A 21,559-nucleotide genomic window follows, 5' to 3' on the forward strand; every position below is an offset into this window, starting at 1 on the left:
CGACTTTTCTTCCTTGAGAATTTCCAGGACAATGCGCGCCTTTTCTTCGGGTGTAAACTTGCGTCTGCTGGTCGACATACAACTAAGAAACTCCTTTTTTGCTGTCTAGTTTCTATGTAGCATTATACCACTTCAATCCAGAAGTCGGAACAACAGACCCTAATGCCTTACAACATGCAATACCATCATTGACATTTCACTTTCCTCGCGGATGCTACCGCTATACAAACCCGCTGCGTCTACCGTGTAAAGGCACTATAACCTGTGAAGGTAACTTGAATTATTTTGCAAGACCAGAGGTAGTTACTCAAAAAAATAGAGCCACATTATTCTACGATGGCGATAACTTAGAGGTAGCTGCACTGTACACACCGATGTTCAAGTATGTAAACAATAGTTGGGTGTTGATTTCAGACAGTACAGAGTTCTTCGACTACTCAGCAAATATTAACACGCACTCTATGGTGCGTGGCTGTGAGTACAGATTTAACTTAGTTACCAGACGCAAAACAAGGATCGGCCTTAACGCATTTGGTACTGAGTCTGGAAATATTAATGTAGCGATCGGAACGCTTGGTTCATGGGCTAGGCCTCAGAATCAAGCGTCGTGGGGTGACTATAATCCAGACGATCTGTCTCCTAAAGTAGGCATTACTTGCTGCACAGCTTGGAATTTAGTATTCAACAGACCACGTATCTTAGCGCACAATCAAGGACTTTACTTGGGTGGATCAACTGGTTCAGTAGTTATTAGAGAAGGTTATATTAATAGACAAGTATCTACAGCAGCTAGTTCTGTAACAGACGGTTTAGTTTACAGTCATAGTGCATTACCGGTATCTAAGCAGGGTTTAACTTCAGCGCTCACAGCAGTAAATGCTGACGTATCTATCTATGACACAGTAACAGAGGGGTGGGGTGCACCGTATATGCTATTTGGCGGCCGCATTTCGATATTTACACCACATATCGAAGGCCCGAATGATATTATGATGCATGATTGGATTGTCTACAACTGCAAGTTAGATGTATACAACTGGGGTAACATCCGCAGCATGCAATTACGTTCAGGTACGTCAGTTATTTACAGTTGCGGTATGTCTAGCGATAAGGGTCATTATGTACACTTACAGGGTTCATCGTACTATAGAGATAATTCACTGTTTAATCTATTAGATGGTGTTCCTTACGACCAGTACACTAACACAGCGTTTCTCAAAATATCTAATGTGCCAACATATAAAGCAATAAATGGATTCTATGTGTCTGACTTACGAAATATTAAACAAGTAGGATTGCAAGGTGAGAATGTTGTTAAGCTACCAATCTATATGGACACATCACGTCCAGGAAATAAGGGTATAGGTTTGGGTGCCAGTAACGCTTTTGGTGCCAATAACGCTGTGCAGAGTATATCTGATTTGGTAGAGGCTATTCGGATACTTGGTTCTAACTGGAATGGTGTAATTAACTTAACCAGCAACTTAACTATTTCAGCAAGTTATGATTTCTCGGTACTGAATCATATTCAGAACATTATTTTCACTATTAACGCCGGTGTCACTTTAACTATAAGCAATAGATTTATGGTTGGTTGCAATAACATTACCTTTAACGGTGGCGGCAGTATAGTAGTTAATTCACCTTTAGTTGAGCCAAAGTTCGCAACATATTCGCCAGCTGTAAATATTAGATTGTCGAATGTAACTGTGTCTGGGTCATCGGCCATTGTTCGGGGCGACTCCATGTTTGGCAATGTAAATCTATTTGTTGAGTCTAGCGTCAATATGGCGTCTTGGACGGGCAAATATTTATACTCTACTAGCAGCTACGGGTTCTTTAATGTTGCAGTATTAACAACGAACAGAAGTGCGACTGTTAAAAGCAATGAAGCTTCTAACAACAACGTTGATGCTGCAAACTTCATAGTAGCTAACAAGATTTTTATTGCTTAATCAGGATTAGTAAAATGCATAATTTGCAATACAATTTTATTAAATGAATGGTTGGTTATATATGTAAAACATTTTTAACTTAACGCTTGATATTAGCAAGCGTATTGTCAACATCTTAAAGGCTCATGGTATTGATGCCCATTTAACACGTGAGAGCGACAAATTTGTTGAATTATCAACTCGTACAAGCTGGACAAATAAGCAAGGCGCAGCAGGGCTTAACGCTTTGCATGGCCGCTTCAATCTGCTTCAAACCGCATCTGTATTTAGTCTGTACAATATGTGTGGGTAAGGAACACCACCACCGATAAAGCGAGGTTACGATCCATGATTATCGACTGCCATAATCATCCGGACTGGTATGGGTATGATATCGAACGGTATTTGGACAATATGAAGCAATACAACATCGACAAAACCTGGCTGCTTAGCTGGGAATGCCCGGATGACGAATACAGCCCGACATACAAAAAACAGGTCCCCGACGCATCGCTGCCAGACGGCCCGATATCGTTCCGCCGCTGCGTCCGGTATGCGGAGCAGTATCCGGACAAATTCATTTTAGGCTACGCGCCCGATCCGCGCCGTCCTGATGCGATCGACAAACTCGATCATGCGATTCGGCTGTACGGCGTCCGCGTATATGGCGAGATCAAGCTGCGCATGATGTACGACAATCCGGACGCGATCCGGCTATTCCGTTTCTGCGGGGAGAAAGGGCTGCCGGTTACGGTACATATCGACTACGAGTTCGCTGCAGGGCCAGCGTATCCCCGTCCGAACTGGTGGTACGGCGGCGGCATCGACACCTTCGAGCGTGCTGTCAAGGCTTGTCCGGACACGTATTTCCTTGGCCATGCTCCCGGTTTCTGGGCACACATATCCGGCGACGACCAGTACGACAAAGTCGCCTATCCGACGGGAAAAGTCCAGCCGGGCGGCAAGGTTGGCGAAATGCTGCGCAAATACCCGAACCTGTACTGCGATATATCTGCAGGCTCGGGAGCGAGAGCGTTCAGCCGTGATCCGGAATTCGCGAGAGAGTTTATACTTGAATTCCAGGACCGCATCTTGTACGGCCGCGACTATTTCGATAACGTTCATCAGGAAGTGCTTGGGTCGCTCAATCTGCCGGATGACGTTCTTGCCAAAATATACTCAGGCAACGCCTTGAAGCTCGTTCCGTTATCCTGATGCGATACGGGTAAACGCCTCATCAGGTTAAAGGAGCCGAAAGCCCGACGCCAACATCTGCACTCATTTTTTGTTCGGCCGCGAACTGGCGGACCGGATCGGCCTCGAAGAAGCGTCGGCTATGTCGGAGCTGTTTCGGGTGTACCAATTCGGCTGCCAGGGGCCGGACTTTTTATTTTACCACTGCTTTCAACCGTGGCATTCCCGGCGCCTGAGGCCATAGCGTCTTGCATCTCTTTCATTGTTACTTCTTCATGCTGGAAGGCTGGCATGGATATCTCCTTTGTGAGCACGTTTTTACAATTTACAAATCACAAGTTGACCCTATGCAATGGGTGTTTTAATTAAAGACCGGAACGAACTCCGGCCTCGTGGTCGTATACATTAGTGTTCATTGCTTCGCTTTTTGCAAAGGGACTGGATCAGTCTGCTTGTTGCGGCGGTATTCGCTCGGAGAGATGCCGTAATACTTTTTGAACGTGCTCGTAAACGTGGAGGAGTTCAGATAGCCGGTTTTCTCTCCAATGTCGGCTACGGGCAGATCGGTGTGCTTCAACATCTCTTTCGCATGGGACAGGCGAACTTTGTTTACGTATTCGACAAAATTGATGCCGAACGTTTTTTTGAAGTAGTTGGAAAAATATTTCGGGGTCGTCTCCAGCTTCTCCGCCATATGGTCGAGATGGAGGTTTTCGCTGTAATGCTGCTCGATATATTGGGCGACGGATGCGGCGTCGAGTTTGCTTTTGGGGCCGTGGTTCGCTTTGGACGCTATGAATTTAACCGCTCCGATTAGCGCCTTTTGGATGTCTTCCTGCCGATAGGAGTATTGCAGCTTGCGGTTAAAGTCGGCCTCCAGGGCGATGATCTCGGACGTTTCCGCCTCCCCCGTCTCCATCAATTTTAGCATCCTGTAAAACATCGTTTTGGCAACGGGCACGAGCTGATGGTAGTGGATTTCCTTTTCCGCGTTGCACGCAAAAATGTCGCTCAGCATCCGGCAGCATTCGGTCTCATTTCCTGTCACAAGATAATGCGCCGCCTTCTCGATATCGTATAACGGGACGTGCACCCTCCACGTATAACGAATCGTCTGAACGTCAATTACCGGACGGTCCAAATGGACGTTGCGGTATAAAAAGCCATCCTCCGCTTCGCGATACGCTTTATGCACGTTGCCTGCCTCCGAAACGTACAAGCGGCTGACACAACAAACCGCCGCCTCGGCTGTATCTTCCCCCAACCAATCCGGCTGCGCCTTCGTAGCGAAGCTGGACAACTGCCTCACCGCTGCATCGCGGGATGCTCCGTCTGCGAGTCCGATTACCGCCACCAGCCTGCGTCCAGTCATCGGGAATACGCAAACGCTCCTCCGTAAAGCTAAGCGCAGCCCGTTTTCCAAACGTTTCGCTTTCTCCTCCAGCCTCATCGATTCCGCCTGCCCCCGCTCTCCTATCCTCCGAAGATCGATAACGGCAAGCACAAAACTCGGCTCCTTATAAAACTCCGCAAAATATTGCTGCATTCTCAGCTCGGTTTCCCGGGAAGGAGAATCGTCCAGAAGCGCGCTGTAAAAGGCGGATTTGCGCATTTCTGCAAGAAACACATCCATCTGCGATTTGATCAGGACGTTTTCCTCCTGAATTTTCGCTATACCAGTGCGGATAATCCGATAATCGGCGCCTGCTTCGCGCTGGTCCCTCAGACCGACCAGCTTGACGATGCTGCGCACCGGCCGGTACAAATAAAAGCTGAGCAGCACCGACAGCACAATCGCGCAGGCGATTGCCACGGCCATAATGTTCCGGTTCACTTCCGTGACCGCTTCCATATTGGCAAACCGGTACGGCGATTTATTAATGTACAAAAACCCGTTATAGTCGGACTTGAACAAGTTGTACTCGTAATCTTTATTTGTCAGCGTCTCCTCCGGCTTGGTTCCGCTGCTAAGCTCGCCCAGCATGTCGACCAGATCCCAATTGTCCTCTGTATTCAGCACGATATTGCGGTCCTGATCCATTACGATCAGCGACGTGCCCTGCATCATCGCCTGCTGGTTGACATGCTGCATCAGCTTCTCGTTGTTCAGAAAAATCAGGACGTTCATATTGGACGTCTGATTGCTGCCGAGCACCGGAATGAGCTTCTGCCGCATTCCTCCGAATTGTCCGGAATCCTCGTACCAGCCGGCCGGATATACCCGCAGCGGATGTTTGGCGTTCGCCTGGAGCTTCCAGTAGTCGGCGCTGTAAGTCGAATTGCCGTAGGCGTTGCGGATCAACTCCGACAGCCGGATCGTGCCGGCGGCCGTGATCGCGAGATCCGAGCTTGGATGGTAAACGATCACTTCCTCGATATATTCGATCGGGGAGAGCAGCAGCCTAATATTCGTATAGGTCATATACGCATCCGGCATGGACAGCGCGCCTTCGCCTTCCGCCTCCCAGGCGTTGTACGGGAGCAGTTGGATCGCATATATAAGTTCGTTAATATCTTTGAAGCTGTCGTCGAACACGCGGATCATATTTTTAACAACCAGCTTGTTGTTTTCACTGACCTGATTGTAGATTCCGGAGAGCGAATTTTTGTATACCAGATAGTTGGATACGAACATGATCGTCCCTACAAGCAGCAGCGCTAAGAAGATTTGTAGAAGCCCTTTGTTGACTCTCATCATCCTGAGCTTGGTCAAAGCGCCACCCCATTCCTACGCGGGGATAACCCGAGTCGTCGTCTTCTCCGCTATATTCGACAGCAGCTCGGTTATCCCTTCTCCGAGCCGAGCATGATCCCTTTGGCAAAATATCGCTGGGCGAACGGATAGATGAGGAGCACCGGAATCATGGAGATAAAAATCGTCGCGTTTTTTAACGCCTGGGGCGTGAGCGTCGCCTGGTCGATCAACCCCGTCTCGCGTGCCGTATCGAAAAACAGCATGTCGCGCAGCACAACCTGGAGCGGATACAGCGACGTGTCGTTCAAATAAATCATCGGGATAAAGAAGCTGTTCCAGTGACCCATAAAATAAAACAAACCGATGGAAGCAAGCGCCGGCTTCGAAAGCGGAATCATAATGCTGCCCAAAATGCGGTATTCCGAGGCTCCGTCGATAACCGCCGATTCCCGCAAGCTCGGAGACATCGATTCGAAGAAGCTTTTGAGGATCAACAGCTCGATCGTCCAAATGGCGTTCGGCAGCAGGATCGCCCACATCGTATCGATCAGATGCAGCTTCTGCACGATCAGATAAGTCGGAATAATCCCCCCGGTCAAAAACATCGTCAACACGATCGCGATCATAAACCATTTTCTGCCGAAAAAGGTGGGTCTCGATAAAGGATATGCCGCGATGGCTGTCATTAGCAAATTGATCAGCGTCCCGAGCCCCGTATACACGATCGTATTCCAATACGCGCGAGGAATTTTCGGGTTTTCCAGTATTTGCCTATACGCCTCGATATTAAACCCTTTCGGCCACAAAAACACTTTGTTTTGCACGATGTACGCCGTATCGCTAAAGGAGACGGCCACGATGAACAGCACCGGGTATACCGTAACGATCGCCACAAGACTTAATACAACGACCAGCACCGCATCAAACGGCGTAAACCGCTGCCTTAGCGCTCCCCCTTTTACCATAATCCCCGACCTCCCGCCCGCTTGCTGATCCGATTCGACAGCAGCAGCATGATCAGGGCGATCACCGATTCGAACAGCCCTACCGCCGCCGCGTAGCTGTAGTTCGTCTCGAGCAGCCCTTTGCGGTAGACGTAGGTAGAGAATACGTCCGCCACCTCGTAGGTCATCGGATTATACAGCAGCAGCACCTTCTCGTAGCCGATCCGGAACATCGAGCCCGATTTGATAATGAACATGATCAGTATGGTCGGCATGATGCTCGGAATCGTAATGTAGCGCATCATCTGGAACCGGCTTGCTCCATCCACCCGCGCCGCTTCGTACAGCGTCGGATCGATGCTGGCGATGGCCGCGAGGTAGATGATCGCTTCGTAGCCCATATGCTGCCAGATTTCGGACGAGACGTAGATGCTCCGGAACCATTCGGGAGCGGCGAGGAAATATTTCGCTTCCAGTCCCAGCGCCTTTAGTGCTTCGTTAACGAGGCCGTGCGTCGGGGACAAAAAGTCGATAATCATCGAGCTGACAATGACGACGGACAGAAACGCCGGCAAATAGCTGAACGTTTGCACTGTCTTTTTGAATTTGACGCTCCGCACCTCGTTCAGCATCACCGCGAACAGGATCGGGAACGGAAATGCCCAGAAAAGCGTGAACACGCCAAGCAGGAACGTGTTTTTGAACAAGAGCCAGAAGTCGGGGCTGTGAAAAAACTTCTGGAAATGCTCCAGTCCCACCCACTCGCTGCCGAGTATGCCCTGATAGACGTTGTAATCTTTAAAAGCGATGATAAGTCCGTACAGCGGGCCGTACCGGAACAACGCGTAAAACACGATGCAAGGAATAAATAAGATCAGGAGCTGCCGGTCCCGTTTCATATGCCGCCAAGCCGAAACGAGCCGGGAGTGCCGGGCGCTCTGCTTCCGCCCTCTAGCCAGCTCGGGCTGTGTCGTTTGCATGGGCTTCCTCCCAGGTCAAGAACAGGACACCCGGATTCGTACAAAGTCAGAGCATGGAAAGAAACATGATCGAAGTCTGACCTTATAACCGGCGATTGCCGCCATCCGGGTGCCGCTGACCGACTGTATCTGATTTCATTGAAAAGCATGCCGTTCTGCTAAGCGCAAGCCGCCGCTTCGGACCGAAACGTCTCGACTTGAAATCCTTCGAACGGTCAGCGCAGCAGAATTGCTCTTACTTCGTCTCGTCGTACCGTTTCTGCGCGGCATTGTAGGCGTCGATAAACTTTTTCGCGCCGAGCTTTTCCGCCGTTTGCAGCCATTCGTTCCACTGCGCTTCGCCGAATTCTTTTTTCATGACATACTTCGTGCTGAACTCGTTTGCCGCCTTGTCGAGAGCAACCCGGAGCTCCGCGAGCGTTTTCGTTTCCTCGTCCGTAAACTTCAGCTCCGGATCGGCCGCTTCGAATTTTTTCGCCTTGACGATTTTGTCCTGCGCTTCCTGCTCCTTCTCCGTGAAGTTGTAGTATACGCTCCGTTTGTCCGGACGCAGGTACATCCCTTCCAGCCACATGCCGTATTTCGATTCGAGCGCCTTGATGTCGACATTGGCCACATCTTTCAGCTCGGGATATACCGGCTTGCCGTTCGCCAGATTAAACGTTTGGCCCTCGATGCCCATTGTGACAAGCGACGATCCCGACGGGCTGGTCAAATAGTCGAGCAGCTTCAGGGCGATTTCTTTGTTTTTGCCGTTTGGCACGACGATGCCGAAGTTGCTTATTTTCGGCAGGCTGCGGATATTGCCAGTAGGTCCGACCGGATTACCGTAACGCAGGTTGTATTCCGGAATTTGCGACTTGACCTGGTTCGCGAACGCATCCAGACGTCCGATCCAGTCGAACGTTACGAACGACTTGTTATTCGTCGTCATTTTGGCCGTCCAGGAAGCGTCGGTATCGGTTATAAATTCAGGGTCCATCAGTCCTTCGTCATACAGCTTCTTCATGAAGTCGATCATATTTTTGTATTCGGGCGACGTGAACGCAAGCTTCCATGTTTTCGCCTTCTCGTCGTAATAGGCCGGGCTGCCCGAGCCGCCGATGCCCCAGCCGTAGGCCCAGTCGCGGAATATGTTTTCCTTCGTCTTCGAGGCGTACGGGTAAGACTGCGGATAAGCCGCCTTCAACTGCTTAAGCGCTGCGTAAAACTCGTCCGTATTCGTCCACTCTTTAATGTTGATCTTGTCGAAAATATCTTTGCGGTACAGGAAGCCGTGGTTGACGTCACGGTTGAGCCCGTAGATCGGCCAAGAATACATATTGTTTTTCTCGTCCGACCACGATTTCATGATCCAGTTGTTCTCCGCCGTATCGACATACAGCTTCTTGAAGTTAGGCAGCTGATTCAAGTAGGAGTTGATCGGCGTCAGCGCTCCCTGACCGCCCATCTTATTAATTTCCGCCTGCGTCTGTCCGTGGAAAATATCCGGAAGCTTGCCGGAAGCGACCACGACCTTCAGCTTGTCTTTAAACGTCTGGGCTGAATACGCCTGAATATCCAATTTAATGCCCGTACGTTTCTCGATTTCTTTCACGACCATCGAATCGCCCAAGTTCGGATTATCGCTGACCAGCATCCACGTCAGCGTAGTTGGCGTACTGACGATCGGCAGCTTGATTCCCCCGGTATCCCCGTAATCGGCTGCCGCCGCGTTTGGCTTCGGCTCCGCCGTTCCCCCTGCCGCCGGCTGCTTAACTTCCTCGGTTTTGCCTCCACACCCCGCTACGATCGATGCGGCCAGCGACATCGCCAGCACAAGCGGAGCTTTTTTCATTCCCGCCATATACCCGACTCCTCCTTTTTAACATGGCTTCGGAACCCGTTATCGGTAGTTCCTGCTTCCCCCTGTATGCAACTTCGGTCGCATATCCCCCATTATAGAGCGCTTTCGCCGGTAGTAAATAAAGCGTTTTCAACATCGTTCGTTTTTTCGCCACTCTCCTTGCGAAAACCTCAAAACCGTTTCAGCAGTAGGCATTTCAGGAAGTGGAAAATGCTAAAAAGGTAGAAAATAAGCAAATGCCGCAAGCAAAACCGGCCGGGCAGGCTCGCTTTTTTCTTTTCACAATTTCCCACAATCTTTTCATTTTTCTCCCTCAATTTGCCTGTATGCTGTAAGTGTAGTCTACGGAACACCTATACGAACTACAAGGAGGAACGACAATGAAACTGTTGACAAACTGGAAAAAGACGATACTTCCCGCTACACTGGCACTAGCCTTGCTTATTCCGGCAGCCGCATACGCCGCCGAGCAGAACGGCCAATCCGATTCTTCCGGTTCAACGCCCGGGACGAACAGCACGGCTCCGGCCAAGCCGCGCGGTAAGGACTCGATGAACTTCGGCAAAGGACGCGGCGGCTTCGGTCACGAAGGCTTCGCGATCCAGAAAGGCGGCAAACATTTGATCGGCGGCGATTCTGTGAATCAGCATAAATATATGGAGCTGCTGGCAGAGAAATATGCGCCGGATACGCTGGACAGCTGGAAGGCGGCTTTGACGGAGCAGGGAACGCTCAATCAGGAGCTGAAAACTCTGCTTCAGGATCAAGGCGTACACGACGCTTTGCAAGCGCAACGAGACGAACTGAAAGAGCAGATGAAAGCCAAACAGGACGAGCTGAAGGAGCAAATCAAGGCCAAACAGGACGAGCTCAAACAAAAGCTCGAAAGCGGCGAATTAACCAAGGAGCAGCTTCGCGAGCAGATGAAGGACGGAGCGATGTCTTTGGGCAAAGACATCAAAAAAATCGTTCCGGGCACGGTGCTTGAGGGAGACCCCGCCGCTGCGCAAGCTTCGCGGGCTAACCGCCAGGAGCTGACCGACGCGATCAAGGCGGATAATGCCGACGGCATCCGTACGGCGCTGGCGAAGCTGCTTGAAGATTTGAAGCAGTCCAATACACAGCTTGCCGCCAAGGTGGCGGAGTTGAAAACGAAAGCAACCGGCCAGCAGGTTCAGCCGCAAGCGCCAAAAATGAAGGAACGCAGCAAAGCCGGCTCGCAAAACGGCAGCGGCAGCCAAAGCGAAGCTCAGACACAAAGCTGGAAAGCGCCTAAATCCGGCGGGGCGTCGGTCTCATTGCTGTAAGTCCGATTAGGAGTGGGGACGCCCGAAAGCGTCCCTTTTCCATGTTATAATGAAAGCAGCCAACGCCCGGAAGGAGAAGGTTCCCCATGTCGTTCCGCATCCATCTCGTAGAGGACGAACAGAACTTGAACCAGGTGCTCACCACCTATTTGCAAAAGGAAGGCTGGCACGTACACAGCTTCTACAACGGGGAAGACGCTCTTGCCGCCATTCCCCTGAGACCTCACCTGTGGATTTTGGATATCATGCTCCCCGATCTGGACGGGTTCCAGCTTATACGCGCGATTAAGGCCGATTCCCCGGGTATTCCCGTTATTTTCATATCGGCGAGGGACGCGGATCTCGATCGGGTCATCGGGCTGGAGATGGGCAGTGACGACTATTTGGCAAAGCCGTTTTTGCCGAGGGAACTGGTGATCCGGACGCGTAAGCTGCTTGAGCGCATTTACAGTCTGCCTCTGCCCCAATCCCGTGCGCAGCCGGTTATCGGAAGCGCAATCGAGATCGCCCCTTACCGGATCGACGAGAGCAGAAGACTGGTCTACCTCCGGGACGAAAATATCGAGTTGACGTCCAAAGAGTTCGACTTCGTCCTGTTCATGGCCCGCAACCCGGGACAAGCGTTCGCCCGCGAACAGCTGCTGAACCAGGTTTGGGGCGAGGACTATTTTGGCACCGACCGGGTCGTCGACGACCTCGTCCGCCGAATCCGCAAAAAGCTGCCCGAGCTTCGTCTCGAGACGATATACGGATACGGGTACAGGATGGTGCAGCTGTGAACTTGAAAAACAAGCCGCTGTTTGTACAAATCTGGCTCGTCATCGCCGGCATTACGTCGGGAATTACGCTGCTCATTCTGGTCGTGATCCCGCTGTTCCTCGGCGATTTTTTTACAAGAGAAATTTACAATACGATCGAAGACGCTCAAAACTCTTTATTTGCGGGAAGGCAGCAGGACCGCTTGGCGGACCGGTGGCTCGAAGGCTCGAATACGGTCGAGCGCGACCAGCAGCAGCTCAATATCCGCACCGTCCGGCATGTGCTAATCACCGACGACGGCAAAATGGCGCCGAACCTCGCGACGCTGACCGCCGATTTCCGCCAGCAGCTGATTGCCGAAGCCCGGTCGCAGACGTCGCAGATCCAGCGTTACTCGCATGCGCTGAATAACGAGAATTTGTTTTATGTCATCCGTTCCGAATCGTACAGGGGAACGAAGCTATACGTCATGTCGTACATGTGGGACGCTCACCGCAACAAGCTTGTCCGCGAGCTGTCGTTCCGGCTTTTCCTCATCCTTGGGCTGATTATGCTGTTCAGCTGGATTCCGGCGTTGTGGCTGGCCAAATATTTGTCGCGCCCGCTCGTAAAGCTCGAAAGCTACGTCAAACATATCGCCGACCGGAACTGGAAAGAGCCGATCGAACTGGACCGCAAAGACGAAATCGGCCGGCTCGCGGTCTCCATGGAGCAAACCCGCCGGCAGCTTCTCCGGCAGGACGAGACGAAGCAGTCGTTTTTACAGCATATTTCTCATGAGCTGAAAACGCCGGTCATGGTCATTCGCAGCTATGCGCAGTCGATTCAGGACGGCATCTACCCGAAGGGCGACCTGCAGACGTCGGTCGACGTGATCGATCAGGAGGCGGAACGGCTGGAGAAGCGGATTCGCTCACTGCTTTATCTGACCAAGCTGGACTACTTGTCGACTCAGAAACAGGTGCGGCTGGAAACGGTCCGTCTCGACCGTTTGGCGGAGGAGGTCGTCGACCGTCTTCGCTGGAAGCGGCCGGAGCTGGAATGGTCGTTGCAGCTTGATCCGCTTACCGTGCGGGGGGACAGGGAGCAGTGGACGATCGCGCTGGAAAATATGCTGGATAATCAGATCCGCTATGCCGCTTCCGGCATCTCGGTATCGACCGAAGCCGTCGGACCGGGGGGCGGGGGAGGATTGTTCAAGGTCCGCAACGACGGCCCTCCAATCGAGCCGGACTTGCTGGCCGGATTGTTCGGAGAATTCCGCAAGGGCCAACACGGCGAATTCGGACTCGGACTCGCCATCGTGAAAAGGATCGCCGATCTGCATCAAGCTTCCGTTACGGCCGTTAATACGGCGGAAGGCGTGGAGTTCCGGGTCACTTTCGGTTAGACGGGCCGTCATGTGGCGAGCTTCGGTTGGCAAGCTTCGTGTTAGCGTGTCAAACCACCCTTATTTGTTACTTTCCCACCACCTTTATGCAGAGGATGCAATTATATTACGAAAAAACCCGGGGGACACATGTCCCGCGGGCTTCTTCGTCTTTGGTCTTTCGTCTTTGTCGTCTTCCGTCAGTCATCTTTCGCCGTCTAGCATCCTCCGTCTGATCGACGTCAAACCGCCTCGGCGGTCAGATCTGGCTTTCGATCGACTGGCAGCATTGCTTGATTTTCGATAATTCGTTGCGTATCGCTTCATCGGTCGTCATATTTTGCAGCTTGCCGCAGCTCTCGACAATTTTCTGCGCCTGCTGCTTGACATGTTCGCTCGCCAATGGAATTCACCTCCTGCCGTTCCACCCGTTAGGATGCACTGCCGGAGGCGGTGCTATACACAGTCGGGTCAGGGCTGAACGTCCAGGGCATAAATCACTTTAAAGCCGCATAACCATCATTTCATAGATCGGACATAAAGTTGTCTTTAATTCGCCATACCGGGAATCGTTCGGACGGCAGCCGGCGGGTTATAATGAAATCAACCGCGGAAGTTCTTATGTGTATGAGGAGGGATCCGGATGGAAGCCTTAACCGATCTTCAATATCAACCGCAGCGTACCGCCGATACGAACGATTTCGATCCATTTTATACCGAATGCAAAAATGCCTGCGATTTTCCGCTATGGCTGAAGCTGCAGCATGACATTCGCGCCGGACTGGAGCAACTGCTGGCCGAGACCGCACACGCGCTCCCCGAAGATTTCGCCGAACGGCTCAACACGATTAATAACCGGATCAGCGATTATAACAAGCATGTGCCGAGCGTATTTCTTCGCAAGCCTGTCCTGACCCCCGGCAATTGGACCGAGGAATGCGAGGACTGGCTGTAAGATTGCAAGACGCAATCGTTTCGCTACTGCGCTGTACCATGGAGTGTTAACCATTTGCATACACAAAAAAGGAGCACCATTCTCGCCGGTGCTCCTTTTGCTTGTCCGCCGCTTACGCCAAAAATCCGAGCGTCTCGTACGACTTGCCAAGCGTGCTTTTCGCATCTCCCTGCAGCCAGCGGTCTACGAGCGTATAATACACTGAGCGGAAATCGACCTCGTGCTTCAAATCCCCGTGGGCATCGAGTCGTTCCAGGCTCGGATATACGCCGTACATCCCGCCCTTCACCCCGCCTCCCATGACGAATACCGGTCCCGCCGTGCCATGATCGGTGCCGCCGCTTCCGTTCTCCTTCACCCGGCGTCCGAACTCGGAGAACGCGAGTGTAACCACCTTGCCCGCGAGACCTTGCTCCTCCAGATCGGAGTAAAAGCTGGTAACCGCCTCGTCCAGCTCCTGGAGCAGCTTAGCATGCTGCTCCTTCTCGTCCGCGTGATCATCGAAGCCGCCTAGCTGCGTGTAGAAAACGCGGGTGCCGGACCCTCCGGCGAGCAGTTGGGCGGCCACCTTCAAATCTTTGGCGATTGCCGTTTTCGGATACTCCACTTTGTGTTTGTAAGCCGATGCGAGTTCTTGGATCGCCACTACGCTTTCGTAAGCTTCCGCGCCTCTCCGGCAGGCGACCTGCAGATGAACCCCTTGGCGCTTCGGATCGTACATATCGAGAAACGACTGGGCGAGCCGGTTAAATTCAATCTTCGGCGCTTTGGGGTCGAGCAGCAATTGGTATGATTCGATCGATTGGATGACCGGCGCGTTAACGGTAGCCGACTCGAACGCCTTATTGGCGATATTTCCGATCTGAATCGCCTTTAGCGGATTGCGGTTGCCGCCGAGCGACGATTCGACGTAACGGCCGAGCCAGCCTTCCTTAATGAACTTGTCCGGCTCAGCCGTTTGCCAGATATCCATCGAACGGAAATGGGATCGGTCGGGATTCGGATATCCGACGCCCTGGACGATCGCCAGCTTCCCGGCCTCGTACATCCGGTGCAGTCCTTGCAGACTCGGATGAAGCCCGGACTTCCCGTCGAGATGCAGCACCTCGCTCTCCTTCAGAGCGAGCGTCGAGCGGGAATCGTAGTATACGCCCTGACCGTACGGGATAAGCGTATTGATACCGTCGTTGCCGCCGGACAACTGAATAACGACCAGCACGGTAGATTCTGCCGTTCCGCCGCCCCCCTCTTTACTTTCATCCTGGACCTGCGCTTCGCCGGACGGGGAGAACAGCAGCGGTCCTCCCAGTCCGAGCGTGGCGAACAGAGCCGATCCTCTCACGATAAATTCCCTTCTGGACATTTTCATGATTATCGCCTCCTTCTTAGGCTCCCCTTTGGATTTGCAACATGCTAACCGCCCGTTTCACTTCATCTGGGCTTCCGGACAAACCAGTATCAATTGAAGCAGTCCGCGCATTCCGTTTATATTGGAGGAAGCATGTACGAATGTATCGTCTGCATATTTGGCCAGCACGCTCCGGCTTCGTTCCCCGAGCCCCCACAGTCCGGTATTGCGGCTCCACAGGTCTACCCAAGCCTGAGCCCTGTCTTTACGTACGGGCGTATATGCTTCCGATTGATACATGACGTTTTTGACGCGACTGGCGATCGATTCGGCAAATTGGGAACGCGCCAGCAGCGAACTCGCGATCAGCCAGTCCGCGCCGCCTTCCCAACCGTTCACATCAGGCGGCATATACAGCTCCTGCCCCATTTTGCGCATCGTATTAATGAAACTTTTGGAGATCGGGAGATCAAGCGCCTTGATAATACCTGCTACGTACTCCGCGGGCGACTTTACGATCGTGAGCCGATATTCCGGTTTGTAGAACTCGTCCGACAGAAAGAGCGATTGAAGCACTTCTCCGATCGTTTCCTTCGCGGCAAAGTCGGCTGCCACCTCGTTCACCCATGCTTCGGGCGGGCTCGCGGTGCCGAAATATTCGAGCAGCTTACGCGCCATATAAGGAGCCAGCGCCTCCTGCCGGAACAAAACATCTACAACCGTTTGTTCATTAAAGTTGCCCGTTTCGCCGAGAACCAGCTTCAAACCGTCGTCATGATTTTTTTTGTAAAATTGCACTTTCGCCTCCTTCCGATCATAATGCCAGCCGGTAAAAGCGCGTGCCGCTTCCTGAACGTCTTCTTCGGTATAATTGCCGATCCCGAGCGTGAACAACTCCATCACTTCGCGGGCGTAATTTTCGTTCGGCGTACCCTTCCTATTATTGTTGGAATCGAGCCAAAGCATCATCGCCGGGTCTTGTCCGATCTGAAGCACCAATTTGCGGAAGTTGCCCAGCGCCATCGAGCGGAACAGATCGTTTTGGTTTCGTATAAGCTCCGTGTAGCCCACCTTCCGGTACGACGTGGCAAAATGGTTGTGCCAAAACAGCGTCATTTTTTCCGCGAGCGGCTCTCCGCTTACCGTCATCCGGTACAGCCAGTATGTCTGCTGATCCGTGATGTTGTCCGCCTTCAGTTCTTTACCGTCCGCCATAACTTCTTCGATCGGCGGCAGTTGAACCTTCTCACCGTGAATGGGCTCCCCTGCGATCAGCCGACGCACCGTTTCTTCTTTTCCGAGAGCAAGTGCCGCCTGCACATCTTCCGACGATACGTGGAAGGTTGTCCTGCTCAGCAAGTGCACCGCCTCGTTTTCCGCCCAAAGTTCTCCCATAAGCTCCCTCCTCCACACACTTACCCTTTAGATTACAACCAAGTTGTTACAAAAAAATGACTTTAGGCAAAGAGGAACCGAAAAAGGCGTTCCCCCGTAAGGAACCGCCCTTTCTATATAAATCGTACGCACAACGTCCGCCGCCCGGAGCCGCCGCCGTAATTCGGTTCACTCCCGCCAGCCTTACTCCGCCTTCAAATGGCTGTCAAAAAAACGGACCATCGCGCTGTAAAAATCAATTTTGTTTTCCTCGTTGTAGAAGCCGTGGCCTTCGTTTTCCTTCACCATGTATTCCACTTCCACGCCCCGGTTCCGGATTGCCTCCACGATCTGGTCGGACTCGGCTTTATTGACGCGAGGGTCGTTAGCGCCTTGGGCCACGAACAGCGGAGTGACGATACGGTCGGCGTGAAATACCGGCGATGCGGCCTCAAGCAGCTCCTTGTCCTTCTCCGGATGCCCGACTCTTTCGTAAAACATATTACGCATCGACTCCCAGTAAGGAGGCAGCGTCTCCAGCAGCGTGAAAATGTTGGATACGCCCACATAATCTACAGCCGCCGCATACAGGTCCGGCGTAAACGTAATTCCCGCCAACGTTGCATATCCGCCAAAGGAAGCGCCATATATTCCGATACGCTCCGGATCGGCAATTCCTTGTTGAATCGCCCATTGTACGCCGTCGGTGATATCGTCCTGAATTTTCAGGCCCCATTCTTTATCTCCCGCATCCAAAAACGCTTTGCCATACCCGGTCGACGATCTGAAGTTCACTTGAAGCACGGCATATCCGCGGTTGGCCAGCAGCTGTACTTCCGGATTGTAGCCCCATACGTCGCGCAGCCACGGTCCTCCGTGCGGATTGACGATCAATGGAAGGTTCTCCGCCGTTTTGTTGCGGGGCAGCGTCAAATAGCCGTTAATCGTCAGCCCGTCCCGGCTGGTATACGAGATCGGGTGCATGTCGGCAAGCTGGTCCGGCTTGAGCCATGGACTCAGGTTCGCAAGTTCGGTCAACTGATCCGTAACGGAATCGTAGTAATAATAAGTTCCATATGTTTTGTCGTTCGACATCGCCACGATAAACTTGGTCATATCCTCGTTGTAATCCGTTATTCCAACTTCGCTTTCGCTAACTTTCAGCTTCGATTGAACCTTCCTGAATTGCGCTTCGAACGCCTCATCAAAAAATTGATAGATCAGCTTATCCGTCATATAAGCGGCATAGAGGAGTTGATCGCGCTTCGAGTCATAGTAAGCGCCCGTAATATCGACATCCGGATTCGAGAACAGCACGTTTTCGTTTGCCTTCAAATCCAGTTTCACCAGCTCGATCTTATCCCGGCCTTTGTTGGACAACGCGTAGATCGATTGATTGTCTTTCGTGAAGGCGATCGGAAATATCGTTTCTCCGGCTTCCAGCGAGATGAAAGGCTTAAACTCTTCCTCCTCCGTATCACGGTACAGAACCGCGCCGACTACGCCGTCCGTCGCTACCGCAAGCCGGATCGCGCCGCTATGATCGGCGATCCACGTCTGAACCGCTCCCGGGTTTTTGGCGACCAGCTTCGTTTCCCCGGTCTTCACATGAAGCTTATACACGTCCATCCGGGTCGGCTCTTCTTTATTCATCATGATCAGGATCTCATCCTTGACGTTCGACAGCGTGCTAAGCGGCGTGACCTTGACACCTTGGTACGGAGTCAGGTCCTTCTCCTCGCTTCCTCCGAAGCTGGAGGAATAGATATGGAAGTTCTCGTCCCCGCCTTGATCTTTCATATACAACACTTGATCGCCTTTCCAGAAAAACGCGGCGATATCGCGGTCCGACGAGCTCGTTACCCGGACCGGCTCGCTGCTTCCATCCATCTTCCTGACGAACACATTGGAGCGCTTCTCCCATTCGGCTTTGTAAGAAATATAGTTGCCGTTGGGGGACATCTCGTAGCCGAAACTGCCGGGGTTTCTCATAAAATCTTCGACGGAGATCGGAGCGACGCCCGTGTTTGTGATGCTTGCTCCGCTCACCTTCTTGTAGTTGTCCAGCATCACGGAAACTTCCGCCAGGGTAGCTTCCCCGTTCTCCCGTAAACTTCCGTCCGGATATCCGGTCAACAGACCGAGCTTATAAGCCGACACCGTATAGTCGGTCAAGCTGTTCTCTCCAACTTCCTTGCCGAGAGCGCGGACCAGGATGCGGGCAATTTCTCCGCGCTTGATCGGGGCTTCTTGATTAGCAAGCTCATCCTCGCGGACCCAGCTCTCCGCAATTTGCCGTCTCATCGATTCCGAGCCGTGCTGATAAGTAATCGCCGATAGAGCGTAATCGATAAATTGCTTAACCGGTACGGTTGCTTCATAATCGGCATCCGCTTCATAAATTCCTTTTTGGACGAGACTTTGCGAGCTGCTTTCGTACCAGACGGCAGCCGGGTCTCCTTCGTTTGCATAGGCCGATACGGAGATCGATACAGCCATTACGGCGGATAAAGCGGCGGACACGAGCTTTTTCTTCACGGTTATCCCTCTTTCTTAGGTTAAAATTAATGTGTATACTCTATATATTAATATACACAGTATATACACGGAATTTTCTTTTGTCAAACCTTTCCCGATTGCTATTTTTATACGGATAGGAAACAAGGCAATGCGCATGCACGAAAATGGGTGATCGGCTATATACTGCAGAAAAAAATGCAAAGGAGATACGGCGTGAATAGGTACGATTATTCCCCAATTTATTATCCTTACGCTTTCAGGCAGGCCCCTGCGCTGGTCTGGACACCGGCGGCGGTCGAGGCTTAACCAGAACCTCCGGGCTTTGTGGGAACAGCATGTGTTCTGGACGCGACTTACGATTAACAGCATCATTGACCGCCTTCCGGACGAGGCCGAGACGACGAAGCGGCTTCTTAGAAACACCGACGATTTCGGAGCCGCGCTTCAACCTTTGTACGGAGCGGCTATAGCGTCCCGGTTCGCCGAGCTGTTACGGGCCCATCTAACGATAGCGGCTGAGCTCGTAAAGGCTCTACAAGCCGGCAATACCGAGGCGGCCGCCACAAGCGCTGGTACGCCCACGCAGACGAGATCGCAATCTTCTTAAGCCGCATTAATCCGTATTGGTCCAAAGCGGAATGGCAAAGCATGATGACTGAGCATTTGAAGCTGCTTACCCAAGAAGTGTCCTCCCGTTTAGCCAAAAACTATGCAGAAAATGTCGCCTTGGGCGATTCGATTCAGGCGCAAGCGCTCGACATGGCCGACGTGATGACAAGAGGAATCCTCCAGCAATTCCCTTCTGCCTTTATGCATTGATCCGGAATAAGAGCAGCACAGAAAAAGACGCCTCCATTCCCGCCTTACGGTGGTTTTGGCAGCGTCTTTGACGTCTGTTATATCGTTGCGATTAACCTTTGTATCCGCCGCTGGACGACAGGATCGTCGACAGCTTGCCCGCTGCCTCGGATTTGATCCGGTTCAGCTCTTCCGCTGTGACCGTCTTATCGTTTTTGGCTGCGAAATCGATCGATTGATTCAGCGACTCGATCAGCTGCTTCAGCAAGTCTTCATGCTTCAGTCCGGATGCTTCTACGAGCGTTTTGCCATTTTGCAGCGCATCGACGATTGTGCTGTAATCCTTATCGGCTTGAGCCGACACGCGAATGGCTGTATATGACAGCTCTTTTTCCACCAGCTTCTTGTAATCGACCTTGGCGGCCGCCGCACGATCGTCGTATCCGTTCGTTGTAATGATTTTCGACAGCTTGCCCGCCGCTTCGGATTTGATTCGGCTTATCTCTTCCGCTTCAACCGATTTATCGTTTTTGGCTGCAAAATCGATCGATTGGTTCAGCGAGGCGGTCAGCTTGTCAAGCAATTCCCCGTGCTTCAGGCCCGATGCCTCGACGAGCGTTTTACCTTGCCGCAGCGCATCGCGGATCTCGCTGTCCTTCTTGTCGGCATAAGCGGATACGCGGATAACCGTATAGGACAGCTCCTTCTCCGCCAGCTTGGTATAATCGGTCTCGACAGCGTCATACGTCGAATCGTCATAACCGTTCGTCGAGATGATTTTGGACAATTCGGAGGCCGCTTTCGACTTGATTTCGTTCAGCTCTTCCTTCGTTGTCGTCTTGTCGTTTTTGGCTGCAAAATCAATCGACTGGCTGATCGAAGCTTTCAGCTTGTCGAGCAGTTCCCCGTGCTTCAGGCCCGAAGCTTCTACGAGTGTTTTGCCTTCCTGCAGCGCATCGCGGATCACACTGTCCTGCTTGTCGGCATAAGCCGAGACGAGGATAACGACGGACGACAGCTCTCTTTTTACTATTTTATCGTAATCTACCTTGCTATATTTCGTATCGTCGTATCCGTTCGTATTAATGATCGTGGACAGCTTGCCGGCCGCTTCGGACTTGATCCGGTTCAAGTCGTCCTTCTCGATGTCCTTGTCGTTGCGTGCCGCAAAATCAATCGACTGGTTCATCGACTCTACGAGCCGGTTCAGCAGTTCCTGACTGGTCAGTCCGGAAGCTTGAACGAGGCTTTGCCCCTGGCTAAGCGCATCGCGAATCGAATAATCTTCCCGGTCGGCGATCGAAGCTACATGACCGATCACAAACGACAAGTTCTGATCTACCACTTGTTGATAGTTGACTTGCGACTTCACTTCGGCCGCAAATGCCGAACCTCCGAAGCCCGACACCGCTGAGCCGAACATCATTGCTGCCGCCAATCCTCCGACTACTACCGTTTTCTTTACCATCTTTAATGCTTTCATAACGACTCCACCCTATCCTTCTTTTATTTTTTTATCTTTTTGTATGTTGTCTC

General features: G+C 52.0%; 18 protein-coding genes. 9 read left to right on the top strand and 9 right to left on the bottom strand.

Annotated elements, in window-relative coordinates:
• Window positions 1-275 precede the first annotated feature (275 nt).
• The 3 genes from PV433_RS26855 (at window position 276) to PV433_RS26860 (ending at window position 3,149) form a co-directional block, all read left to right on the top strand.
• The gene (locus PV433_RS26855; RefSeq protein ID WP_332075104.1) at window positions 276-1,955 is read left to right on the top strand and encodes a hypothetical protein; all 1,680 of its coding nucleotides are present in this window, start codon (window positions 276-278) and stop codon (window positions 1,953-1,955) included.
• 70 nt (window positions 1,956-2,025) lie between these two features.
• Entirely contained in the window at window positions 2,026-2,247 is a 222-nt protein-coding gene (locus PV433_RS34230; protein ID WP_442951581.1) for an N-acetylmuramoyl-L-alanine amidase, read from the top strand.
• Window positions 2,248-2,282: 35 nt separating this feature from the next.
• The gene (locus PV433_RS26860; RefSeq protein ID WP_332075105.1) at window positions 2,283-3,149 is read left to right on the top strand and encodes an amidohydrolase family protein; all 867 of its coding nucleotides are present in this window, start codon (window positions 2,283-2,285) and stop codon (window positions 3,147-3,149) included.
• Window positions 3,150-3,540: 391 nt separating this feature from the next.
• Here the strand turns inward: PV433_RS26860 and PV433_RS26865 are convergent, their stop codons facing one another.
• The 4 genes from PV433_RS26865 to PV433_RS26880 all read right to left on the bottom strand — a co-directional run bounded on the left by PV433_RS26865 (window position 3,541) and on the right by PV433_RS26880 (window position 9,593).
• Window positions 3,541-5,841, bottom strand: coding sequence for a helix-turn-helix domain-containing protein (locus PV433_RS26865; RefSeq protein WP_332075106.1), 2,301 nt, complete (start codon window positions 5,839-5,841; stop codon window positions 3,541-3,543).
• Window positions 5,842-5,912: 71 nt separating this feature from the next.
• Entirely contained in the window at window positions 5,913-6,788 is an 876-nt protein-coding gene (locus PV433_RS26870; protein ID WP_332075107.1) for a carbohydrate ABC transporter permease, read from the bottom strand.
• Window positions 6,782-7,747 (bottom strand): ABC transporter permease, encoded by a 966-nt coding sequence (locus PV433_RS26875; protein ID WP_332075108.1) that lies wholly within the window; start codon window positions 7,745-7,747, stop codon window positions 6,782-6,784. The genes PV433_RS26870 and PV433_RS26875 overlap by 7 nt, the downstream gene beginning before the upstream one ends.
• A 235-nt stretch (window positions 7,748-7,982) precedes the next feature.
• The gene (locus tag PV433_RS26880; RefSeq protein ID WP_332075109.1) at window positions 7,983-9,593 is read right to left on the bottom strand and encodes an extracellular solute-binding protein; all 1,611 of its coding nucleotides are present in this window, start codon (window positions 9,591-9,593) and stop codon (window positions 7,983-7,985) included.
• Between the two features lie 380 nt (window positions 9,594-9,973).
• Here PV433_RS26880 and PV433_RS26885 point away from each other — a divergent pair, with 380 nt between their 5' ends.
• From PV433_RS26885 to PV433_RS26895, 3 genes are all read left to right on the top strand, one after another.
• On the top strand, window positions 9,974-10,900 hold the full coding sequence (locus tag PV433_RS26885) for a hypothetical protein (protein ID WP_332075110.1): 927 nt from the start codon (window positions 9,974-9,976) through the stop codon (window positions 10,898-10,900).
• Window positions 10,901-10,986: 86 nt separating this feature from the next.
• Window positions 10,987-11,679 (top strand): response regulator transcription factor, encoded by a 693-nt coding sequence (locus PV433_RS26890; protein WP_190931365.1) that lies wholly within the window; start codon window positions 10,987-10,989, stop codon window positions 11,677-11,679.
• Window positions 11,676-13,049, top strand: a complete 1,374-nt coding sequence (locus tag PV433_RS26895; protein ID WP_317891302.1) for a sensor histidine kinase — start codon at window positions 11,676-11,678, stop codon at window positions 13,047-13,049. The genes PV433_RS26890 and PV433_RS26895 overlap by 4 nt, the downstream gene beginning before the upstream one ends.
• 238 nt (window positions 13,050-13,287) lie before the next feature.
• On the opposite strand, the gene PV433_RS26900 is transcribed toward PV433_RS26895, so the two are convergent.
• Window positions 13,288-13,431 carry a hypothetical protein gene (locus tag PV433_RS26900; RefSeq protein WP_190931366.1) on the bottom strand — a complete coding sequence of 48 codons (144 nt, stop codon included), beginning with the start codon at window positions 13,429-13,431 and terminating at the stop codon, window positions 13,288-13,290.
• A 240-nt stretch (window positions 13,432-13,671) separates the two neighbouring features.
• Here PV433_RS26900 and PV433_RS26905 point away from each other — a divergent pair, with 240 nt between their 5' ends.
• Window positions 13,672-13,983: a hypothetical protein gene (locus tag PV433_RS26905; RefSeq protein ID WP_332075111.1), complete on the top strand. Its 312-nt coding sequence runs from the start codon at window positions 13,672-13,674 to the stop codon at window positions 13,981-13,983.
• Between the two features lie 112 nt (window positions 13,984-14,095).
• Here the strand turns inward: PV433_RS26905 and PV433_RS26910 are convergent, their stop codons facing one another.
• From PV433_RS26910 to PV433_RS26920, 3 genes are all read right to left on the bottom strand, one after another.
• Entirely contained in the window at window positions 14,096-15,352 is a 1,257-nt protein-coding gene (locus tag PV433_RS26910) for a DUF1501 domain-containing protein (protein WP_332075112.1), read from the bottom strand.
• A 57-nt stretch (window positions 15,353-15,409) separates the two neighbouring features.
• Window positions 15,410-16,726: a DUF1800 domain-containing protein gene (locus tag PV433_RS26915; protein ID WP_332075113.1), complete on the bottom strand. Its 1,317-nt coding sequence runs from the start codon at window positions 16,724-16,726 to the stop codon at window positions 15,410-15,412.
• A 183-nt stretch (window positions 16,727-16,909) separates the two neighbouring features.
• Window positions 16,910-19,243 carry a S9 family peptidase gene (locus PV433_RS26920; protein ID WP_332075114.1) on the bottom strand — a complete coding sequence of 778 codons (2,334 nt, stop codon included), beginning with the start codon at window positions 19,241-19,243 and terminating at the stop codon, window positions 16,910-16,912.
• A 319-nt stretch (window positions 19,244-19,562) separates the two neighbouring features.
• Between PV433_RS26920 and PV433_RS26925 the strand changes: the two genes are divergently transcribed.
• Both PV433_RS26925 and PV433_RS26930 read left to right on the top strand, forming a co-directional pair.
• Complete coding sequence (locus PV433_RS26925) at window positions 19,563-19,832, top strand: hypothetical protein (protein ID WP_332075115.1); 270 nt, start codon at window positions 19,563-19,565, stop codon at window positions 19,830-19,832.
• A gap of 41 nt (window positions 19,833-19,873) precedes the next feature.
• On the top strand, window positions 19,874-20,044 hold the full coding sequence (locus PV433_RS26930; RefSeq protein WP_332075116.1) for a hypothetical protein: 171 nt from the start codon (window positions 19,874-19,876) through the stop codon (window positions 20,042-20,044).
• 91 nt (window positions 20,045-20,135) lie between these two features.
• On the opposite strand, the gene PV433_RS26935 is transcribed toward PV433_RS26930, so the two are convergent.
• On the bottom strand, window positions 20,136-21,506 hold the full coding sequence (locus PV433_RS26935; RefSeq protein WP_332075117.1) for a hypothetical protein: 1,371 nt from the start codon (window positions 21,504-21,506) through the stop codon (window positions 20,136-20,138).
• Between the last annotated feature and the right edge of the window lie 53 nt (window positions 21,507-21,559).

The sequence above is a fragment of the Paenibacillus sp. GYB004 genome, assembly GCF_036577605.1.
GTDB classification, from domain to species: domain Bacteria; phylum Bacillota; class Bacilli; order Paenibacillales; family NBRC-103111; genus Paenibacillus_AB; species Paenibacillus_AB oceani.